General features: G+C 64.2%; 7 protein-coding genes. 4 read left to right on the plus strand and 3 right to left on the minus strand.

Features of this window, described 5'->3' with window-relative positions; translation table 11 throughout:
* Positions 1-306: DDE-type integrase/transposase/recombinase (locus BM075_RS23755; RefSeq protein WP_143089948.1), on the plus strand; the 306-nt coding region annotated here is incomplete at its 5' end.
* An 18-nt stretch (positions 307-324) separates the two neighbouring features.
* Entirely contained in the window at positions 325-1,761 is a 1,437-nt protein-coding gene (locus BM075_RS23760; RefSeq protein ID WP_281244977.1) for an AMP-binding protein, read from the plus strand.
* Positions 1,762-2,309: 548 nt separating this feature from the next.
* On the opposite strand, the gene BM075_RS23770 is transcribed toward BM075_RS23760, so the two are convergent.
* A complete protein-coding gene (locus tag BM075_RS23770) occupies positions 2,310-3,107 on the minus strand; it encodes a DeoR/GlpR family DNA-binding transcription regulator (RefSeq protein ID WP_093363085.1) in 798 nt (265 codons plus the stop codon).
* A 210-nt stretch (positions 3,108-3,317) separates the two neighbouring features.
* Positions 3,318-4,934, minus strand: a complete 1,617-nt coding sequence (locus BM075_RS23775; RefSeq protein ID WP_093363086.1) for an FAD-dependent oxidoreductase — start codon at positions 4,932-4,934, stop codon at positions 3,318-3,320.
* A gap of 628 nt (positions 4,935-5,562) precedes the next feature.
* On the opposite strand from BM075_RS23775, the gene BM075_RS23780 reads away from it, so the two are divergent.
* Both BM075_RS23780 and glpK read left to right on the plus strand, forming a co-directional pair.
* Entirely contained in the window at positions 5,563-6,270 is a 708-nt protein-coding gene (locus tag BM075_RS23780) for an MIP/aquaporin family protein (protein WP_093363087.1), read from the plus strand.
* Between the two features lie 88 nt (positions 6,271-6,358).
* Complete coding sequence (gene glpK, locus BM075_RS23785; protein WP_093363088.1) at positions 6,359-7,849, plus strand: glycerol kinase GlpK; 1,491 nt, start codon at positions 6,359-6,361, stop codon at positions 7,847-7,849.
* Between the two features lie 39 nt (positions 7,850-7,888).
* Here the strand turns inward: glpK and BM075_RS23790 are convergent.
* The coding region (locus tag BM075_RS23790) for an IS630 family transposase (protein ID WP_143089949.1) at positions 7,889-8,384 on the minus strand (496 nt) is incomplete at its 5' end.

Here is an 8,384-nt window from a genome sequence, read left to right on the forward strand (position 1 = left end):
AAGCGGATCGTCACCGACAAGCTGCGGTCCTATGGAGCCGCGAAACGTGACGTCGCACCGGGACTGGAACACCGTTCCCATAAAGGTCTGAATAACCGGGCTGAAAACAGTCACCTGCCGTTCAGGAAACGCGAACGCTGCATGCAAGGATTTCGCTCGCCTGGCGGATTGCAGCGATTTGTTTCCATTCATTCGCCAACCCGAAATTGCTTTTCCGTTCCATCCCGCCGCCGCACTGCCATGGCCATCCGATTTCATCGACTGGAAGCATTCGACATCTGGAAGACCGCCGCCGGGCTTGTTTAACTTTCCACCCAACAAACCATCTTCAGCCGGATACTGATTAACGTGACAACACCCCCGGAGATGTTCGAGGCGCATTTCGCCGTGCCGATGGCCGGCGCGGTTCTGAACACCATCAACACCAGGCTCGATGCCGAAGCGGTGGGCTTCATCCTGAACCACGCGGAGGCCAAGGTGCTGCTGGTCGACCCGGAATTCTCCGAGGTTGCGGAACGGGCGCTGCACATCGCGGGCAACCGCGATTGCCTGGTGATCGACATCGAGGACCCGACCTACGAGGGCGGACAGCTGATCGGCAGGACCACCTATAACGACTTCCTCGCGCAGGGCGACCCGGCGTTCGCCTGGGTCTTGCCCGACAACGAGTGGGACGCGATCAGCCTCAACTACACCTCCGGCACCACCGGCAACCCCAAGGGCGTGGTCTATCACCACCGCGGCGCCCATCTGAACGCCCTGGCCAATATCACCACGCTCGATATGACCGGGCAGCCGGTCTATCTCTGGACGCTGCCGATGTTCCACTGCAACGGCTGGTGCTTCCCCTGGACGCTGGCCGCGGTTTCGGGGACGTCGGTCTGTCTGCGCGCGGTACGCGACGAACCCATCTTCGAACTGATGCGTCAGGAGAATGTCACGCATTTCTGCGGTGCGAGCGTCGTTCTGGCGCTGCTGGTCCACGCGCCGGCACACATGAAGGACGGCTTGCAGAAGGGTATCAAGGTGCTGACCGGCGGCGCCCCGCCCCCCGCCGCAATCCTGGAGAAGATGGAGGCGCTCGGGTTCGACGTGAACCACGGCTACGGCCTGACCGAGACCTACGGACCGGCGGTGTTCTGCGAATGGCACAGCGAATGGGATACCCAGGGCCCGGCCGAACGGGCGCGGCTGAAGGCGCGGCAGGGGGTCCGCAATCTCACCTCGACCGGATTGATGGTCGCCGACGCGAAGACGCTGGAGCCCGTACCGAGCGACGGATCGACCATCGGCGAGATCTTCATGCGCGGCAACAACGTGATGAAGGGCTATCTCAAGAACCCGACCGCGACCGACACTGCCTTCGAAGGCGGCTGGTTCGCGAGCGGCGACCTCGGCGTGATGCACCCGGACGGCTACATCGAGATCAAGGACCGCCTGAAGGACATCATCATCTCGGGCGGCGAGAACATCTCTTCGATCGAGGTGGAGGACGTGCTCTACAAGCATCCGGATGTGCTGGAAGCCGCTGTCGTCGCCCGCCCCCACGAACGCTGGGGCGAGACCCCCTGCGCCTTCGTCACCCTGAAAGCCGGCACGGCGGTAAGCGAACCGGACCTGATCGCCTTCTGTCGGCAGAACATGGCGCATTTCAAGGCGCCGAAATGCATCATCTTCGGGGACCTCCCTAAGACTTCGACCGGCAAGGTCCAGAAGTACCTTCTGCGGGACAAGGCCCGCGAGATGGACCCGCAGATGTAATCTCAGCTGCCCGTGGGGTGTCGGTGCAGACAGGCGCTGCTGTGCAAATCGGCGCCGGCATGAATGCGTTTTTTCCCACGTTTCTTCAGCGCATGGCTGTGATCCCGGCCCTTCCGGGAAACGAGAGCCGGGGATACTGTCCCACCCGACGCCATAAGAGCGCCAGCCTTCGGAGAGGTCCGGGGCTTCCCGGTCGCCACTACGGCAAGCGGCCCGGCGTGGCGAGCTTCGCGAAGATCGAGCAGACCCGCACGCTCTGGGCGGAATACACGCGGCACGCCTGTGCCGGCGAGGACGAGTTGAACAAGTGGCTTATGCGCAGCTTCAACCTGTCCGGCCTGCGGTTCCTCACGATGGAGACGGCGCGCAAAGCGGTTGTCGCCTTGACGAGCACGACATGCCGTGCGGCGCAATCGGCCGCAATCTTCTCGAACAGCCGAGGCGCGGGTCTTCCCGCGCCGTTGTCGGTCGGGGCAGTTCGGGCACCTGGAGGGTCAGGACCCCCTCACGGCGTCAAGGCCGGATGGCTCGGGCGCTCGGTGCGAGCGCTATGTCTTTTCCGCCTTCAAGGCAACGTGGACAGAGATGGCGCTATCGGCGAGGAGCGCGTCAAAGGGCGGTGGCGGCAGCGCGTCGATGAACAGCGCGTCGAGGTCGGACAGGTGCCCGAGCCTGACCATCGCCCGGCGCCCGAACTTGGTATGGTCGGTGGCCAGGAAGACGGTTCGGGAATTGGCGACGATGGCCCTGGCGATCTGGATCTCGCGATAGTCGAAATCCAGCAGCGTACCATCCTCGTCAATGCCGGAAATGCCGATGACGCCGAAATCGACCTTGAACTGGTTGATGAAGTCGATGGTGGCCTCGCCGACGACGGCCAGGTCGTGCGGCCGGACCGTGCCGCCGGCAATGCTGACGTCGAAATCCTCGCGCTGACTGAGCAGCGTGGCGACGTTGATGTTGTTCGTGACCACCCGCAGCGCCTTGTGATCGAGAAGCGCCTCGGCCACGGCCTCGGTCGTCGTCCCGATATTGAGAAACAGCGATGCGCCGTCGGGAATATGGGCCGCCACCGTCCGGCCGATCATGACCTTTTCCGCCCGCATCAACTCGCGGCGGCTGCTGTACTCCTGGTTCCGGCTGTTGGTGATCAGGCTGGCCCCGCCGTGATAGCGCCGCAGGATGCCCAGATCGCACAGGGCATTGATGTCGCGCCGGATCGTCTGCGGTGTCACGTCCAGAGTGGCGGCGAGATCGTCGATCTCGACATAACCTTCGGACCGCGCCAGCTCGACGATCTGATCCTGTCGCTTGTTGAAAGCCGAGGGCAGCGGCCTGTTCCCCATCCTAAACCTGTCACAATGACCGGGCCGAGGCCCGAGGCAGCGGACGGCCCGCCCTTGCCGGGACCCGCCCGCCCTCAATGAGCAACCGCCGCCCCGCGATGTCAAGCCGCGGACGGCCGACAGCGGGGCGGCCCCTGCCGCGCGCACGGGACCAGACGTGTCCCGCGGGGGGGGGGGGGGGCGCGCGCACGGCCCCTGCCCCGGCCGGCGCTACAGCGCGCCGGTCAGGCGTTCGTTGGCCAGAGCCGCCTCTCTGGCGCGGCGCGCGCCGTCCCAGCCGAGTTCGGGAGCGATTATCTCGATCACCCGCGGCACCGCGACGAGGGCGGCGACCTTGTCCACCAGTGCCAGCGTCATGCGTCGCGCGATGACGTCGATGGCCCGCACCGCCGCTTCGTTGCGCACCGCGAACAGCGCCTCGGCCTCGATATAGGGATGGCCCGCCGCCAGCCGGCCGAGAAGCTGGTTGTCGCGGCCCAGCACCGCCACTTCCGCCGCCCTGTCGCCGTAGGAATGATTCAGATGCGCAGCGACGTCCTCGTCCAGACCGAAGCTGTCGGACAGTACCGCCGCGCCGTCGGCCCGATAGGCCTCGCCGCCCAGAAGCTTCTTGTCGTGAGTGCGGCTCTTGCCTGCCGCCTCGAATCCGCCGGCCCTGACCGCCCGGTCGACCGCCTGTTCGGCCATCAGCCGGTAGGTCGTCCACTTGCCGCCCGAGATCGTGATCAGGCCGGAGGGGTCCTCGAGAATGATATGATCCCGCGCCAGCGTGGCGGTATCCTTCGCATCCGGATCGAAGACCAGCGGCCGGATGCCGGCCCAGGCCGACCGGACGTCATCCGGCCCGACGGAAATGTCGAAGTAGCGCCGGACGTAATCCAGAAGATAGGTGATATCGGCCTCCGTCACTTCTGGATGTTCGACCACGCTGCATTCGGTATCCGTCGTGCCCACGATCGCCTGCCCTTCCCAGGGAAGGATGAACAACACGCGGCCGTCATCGGTCTGCGGGATCAGGATGCCGCCGTCCGGCGGCACGAAACTGCCGTCGAGCAGGATGTGGACGCCCGAACTGACCTTGAGGATCGGCTGGGCGACAGGATCGTCCATCTTGCGGATGGCGTCGGCAAAGGGGCCGGTGGCGTTGATCACCGTCTTCGCGGCGACCTCCCAGCTCTCGCCGGTCAGGCTGTCGGTCACCGTCGCGCCGGCAAGCTTGCCCGCATCGTCGTGAACGAGCGCGCTGACCGTCACGTGGTTGGCCACCACCGCGCCGGCGCGCTCGGCGGTCATGGCCAGCGTGGTCGCCATCCTGACATCGACGAACTGCCCGTCATAATAGAGCACGCAGGCCTTGAGGCCTTTGGATTTCAGCATTGGAAAGCGCTGCTTGGCCACCTTGGCCGAGATCAGCTTGCTATGGCCGATATTCATCTTACCCGACAGCAGATCGTACATCTTCAGCCCGGCAAAGACATAGGGAACCTGCCACCAGGAATAGATCGGGGTAATCAGCGGCAGCGGCCGCGACAGATGCGGTGCGTTGTGCAGGAAGGCGCCGCGCTCGTGCAGCGCATCGCGCACCAGCTTGTACTGGTCGCGGTCGAGCCGCTTGACCGCGGCTTCGAGGTAGCGCACGCCGCCATGGACAAGCTTGGTGCTGCGGCTGCTCGTGCCTTCGGCGAAATCGTGCCGCTCCACCAATGCCGTGCGCAGGCCGCGCGTTGCCGCATCGACGGCGATCCCGCATCCGGTGGCACCGCCCCCGATTACAAGAACGTCGAAGGGGCCGTCGCCGCGCAGGCGGGAAAGGGTTTCTGATCTCATTGCAATGCCCCGCTGACAGTCGGAGAACGGGGCAACCTGCCCCCCGCCGGTTTCGGGCGGTCCCGGAAACGGCGGCTCCTTGCACCTGGAGACCTTACGCCAATGGCCGAGGAATTTTCAAGTGAAAATTCTGGCGGCTTAAGGGAACTTTTCGAACCTTCGATCTCGCAAGCCCGCAAGTTGACCCGAAGCACCACCCCTCTGGCTGTCGCTACCCGCGCAAGGCATCGTACTCGGGCACTGAGAACCCGGCAACCGGCATGCCCCCTGCATGCTGCCATATACAATATACTGTTATAAAACATGAAATACTTGACGCACCCACCGTTGCGCACACCGAAGACCCGCCGCGTGTCTCCTCCCCGGAGTGACATCAGGGCGACCATTCAGTCGCCCGCGCGACGCCTCCGCACCTGCGGCGGCGAGGCCATGGACACAGGAAGTGCGAAAAAAAATGTCATGTGTGAGCGTTCACATGAAAATAATCGTGTTGGAATTTGCTCGCCATGGGCGTATGAGAGACTCCAGCGCCCACGAGAGAACCCCCATTCCCCCGTCAGCGCCAGCATCATTACCGGGCTGCGCCCCGGACATGATCTTCAAACCCTGTTGCAAAATGGGAGGCACAATGGGCTACTTTCTGGGTGAACTCGTCGGAACCCTGATACTGACGCTGTTCGGATGCGGGTGCGTGGCGAACATCGCCCTCGCGAAATCCAAGGGCCAGGGCGGCGGCTGGATCGTGGTTGCGCTCGGCTGGGGCTTTGCCGTTGCCTTCGGGGTCTATGTCGCGGGCAAATATACCGGCGCCCACATCAACCCCGCCGTGACCATCGGCCTGGCCTCGGTCGGCGCCATAGACTGGTCGCTGGTGCCGGTCTACATCGGCGGCCAAATGGTCGGCGGTTTCCTCGGGGCCGTTCTGTGCTATCTGGTCTATCTGCCACACTGGAAGGCTACCGAAGATACCGGCACCAAACTCGCCGTATTCTCGACCATGCCGGCGATCCCGAACGTGGCCGCCAACTTCCTGGCAGAGTTCATCGGCACCGCGGTGCTGTTGTTCATCCTGCTCGGGATCGGCGTCAATTCCTTCGCCGACGGCCTCAACCCGCTGATCGTGGGCTTCTACATCGCGGCCATCGGCCTGTCGCTCGGCGGTCCGACCGGCTATGCGATCAATCCCGCCCGCGATCTCGGCCCACGGATCGCACATGCGGTGCTGCCGATCGCCGGCAAGGGCGCCAGTGGCTGGTCCTATGCCTGGATCCCGGTCGTCGCGCCGATCTGCGGCGGGATCGCCGGCGCAACGCTCTACAAGCTGCTCGCTGGCTGACCACAGCCGACGGAACACGTGAAGACTCGGACAGATCGGGCGTCACGCGACAGCGATCCCGCCCGGTCCTTTCAGGGAAGAGGAACCAATGCAGAAAAGATACGTTCTCGCCATCGACCAGGGCACGACCAGTTCCCGCGCGATCTTCTTCGACAGGGAGGGAAAGATCGTCAAGGTGACCCAGAAGGAGTTCACCCAGTTCTTTCCCAAGCCGAGCTGGGTTGAACACGACGCCATGGAGATCTGGTCCTCGGTCCAGTCGGTGGTGGCCGAAGCCCTCGCCAGCCCGGACATCAGCGAAGACATGATCGCCGCAATCGGGATCACCAATCAGCGCGAGACCACCGTGGTCTGGGACAAGACGACGGGCCGGCCGGTGCATAACGCGCTGGTCTGGCAATCGCGCCAGACCGCCGATATCTGCGAAGCGCTGAAGAAGCAGGGGCTCGATCCGCTGTTCCGCGAGAAGACCGGGCTTCTGATCGACGCCTATTTCTCCGGCACCAAGGTCAAATGGATCCTCGACAACGTCGAAGGCGCGCGCGAGAAGGCCGAACGCGGCGATCTGCTGTTCGGCACCATCGACAGCTGGCTGGTCTGGAAGCTCACCGGCGGCAGCGTGCATGTGACCGACTATTCCAACGCCGCCCGCACGTTGATGTACAACATCCACGACCTGTGCTGGGACGAAGAACTGCTGGCGCATCTGACGGTGCCGAAATCCATGCTGCCCGAGGTCCGGCCCTCGTCCGAGGTCTATGGCACCACTGCGCCCGACGCCTTCCAGGGGATGGAGATTCCGATTGCCGGCATGGCCGGTGACCAGCAGGCGGCGCTGTTCGGGCAGGCATGTTTCGAAACCGGCATGGCCAAGAACACCTATGGCACCGGTTGCTTCATGCTGATGAACACCGGCGAAACGCCCGTGGCCTCCAGGAACGGCCTGCTCACGACCATCGCCTGGGGCATCGACGGCAAGGTGGAATATGCGCTCGAAGGCTCGATCTTCGTGGCCGGCTCGGCGATCCAGTGGCTGCGCGACGGCCTCAGGATGTTCCGCGATGCCAAGGACAGCGAGCTTTACGCCACCCGCGTGCAGGGCACGGACGGGGTCTACATGGTGCCGGCTTTCGTCGGCCTCGGGGCGCCTTACTGGAATTCCGACGTGCGCGGCGCCTTCTTTGGGCTGACCCGCGGCACCACCAAGGAACATTTCGTGCGCGCCACGCTCGAATCGCTCTGCTACCAGACCAAGGATGTCCTGTCGGCGATGGAGGCCGATTCCGGCATCGCCCTGCAGAAACTGCGCGTGGACGGCGGTGCCGTTGCCAACGACCTGATGCTGCAGATCCAGGCCAACCTGCTGCAGGTGGCGGTGGAACGCCCGATCGTGATCGAGACGACGGCGCTCGGCGCGGCCTATCTGGCCGGGCTGGCCGTCAAGTTCTGGACAGACCGCAGCGAGATTTCCCGCAATTTCGGCGTCGACCGGCTGTTCGAACCGAAGATGGACGAGGCGGAAGCCGAGCACCTCTACAAGGGCTGGCAGAAGGCCGTGAACGCCGCCATGGCGTTCTAGCGACCGGCCGCGGGCATGTCATGCCTTATACCAACGGCCCTAAGCGCTGACCGCTTTTGCATAGTCGCGCGCTGTGATTGATCGGACTCGTTCGGGATCGTTCGCGAAGAAGTTCCATGCGTCGCAACATCGGTCGACTATGTCTTCGTAGGTGTCAAAGACCGAGATGGCGAGGCGGTTTGCCCGGAGATAGGCCCAGATGTTCTCGACCGGGTTCAATTCGGGGGCGTAGGGCGGAAGCGTCACGATGGTAATGTTGTCCGGGATGTGCAGCGCCGTGGATCCATGCCAGCCAGCGCCGTCCATCACCAGCACGGCATGAGCGCCTGGGGCGACGGTCTTTGAGATTTCGATGAGATGGGCGTTCATGGCCGAGGTATCGGCGCGGGGCATGACCAGCGCCGCGGTTGCCGCCCGCGCCGGGCAGACCGCACCGAAGATGTAGGCCCATTCGTAGCGGGTGTCGCGCGGTGCGCGGGGGCGGGTTCCACGCTCCGCCCAGGTTCGGGTGAGCGTTCCTTGCTGTCCCACCCTT

Origin of the sequence: Tropicimonas isoalkanivorans, from assembly GCF_900112335.1 — a bacterium.
Taxonomy (GTDB): Bacteria; Pseudomonadota; Alphaproteobacteria; order Rhodobacterales; family Rhodobacteraceae; genus Tropicimonas; species Tropicimonas isoalkanivorans.

What these genes read in the sequence shown, in the direction of transcription:
- BM075_RS23770 (WP_093363085.1), bottom strand. Translation starts at nt 3,107, where the DNA reads ATGGGGAACAGGCCGCTGCCCTCGGCTTTCAACAAGCGACAGGATCAG.
- BM075_RS23775 (WP_093363086.1), bottom strand. Translation starts at nt 4,934, where the DNA reads ATGAGATCAGAAACCCTTTCCCGCCTGCGCGGCGACGGCCCCTTCGAC.
- BM075_RS23780 (WP_093363087.1), top strand. Translation starts at nt 5,563, where the DNA reads ATGGGCTACTTTCTGGGTGAACTCGTCGGAACCCTGATACTGACGCTG.
- glpK (WP_093363088.1), top strand. Translation starts at nt 6,359, where the DNA reads ATGCAGAAAAGATACGTTCTCGCCATCGACCAGGGCACGACCAGTTCC.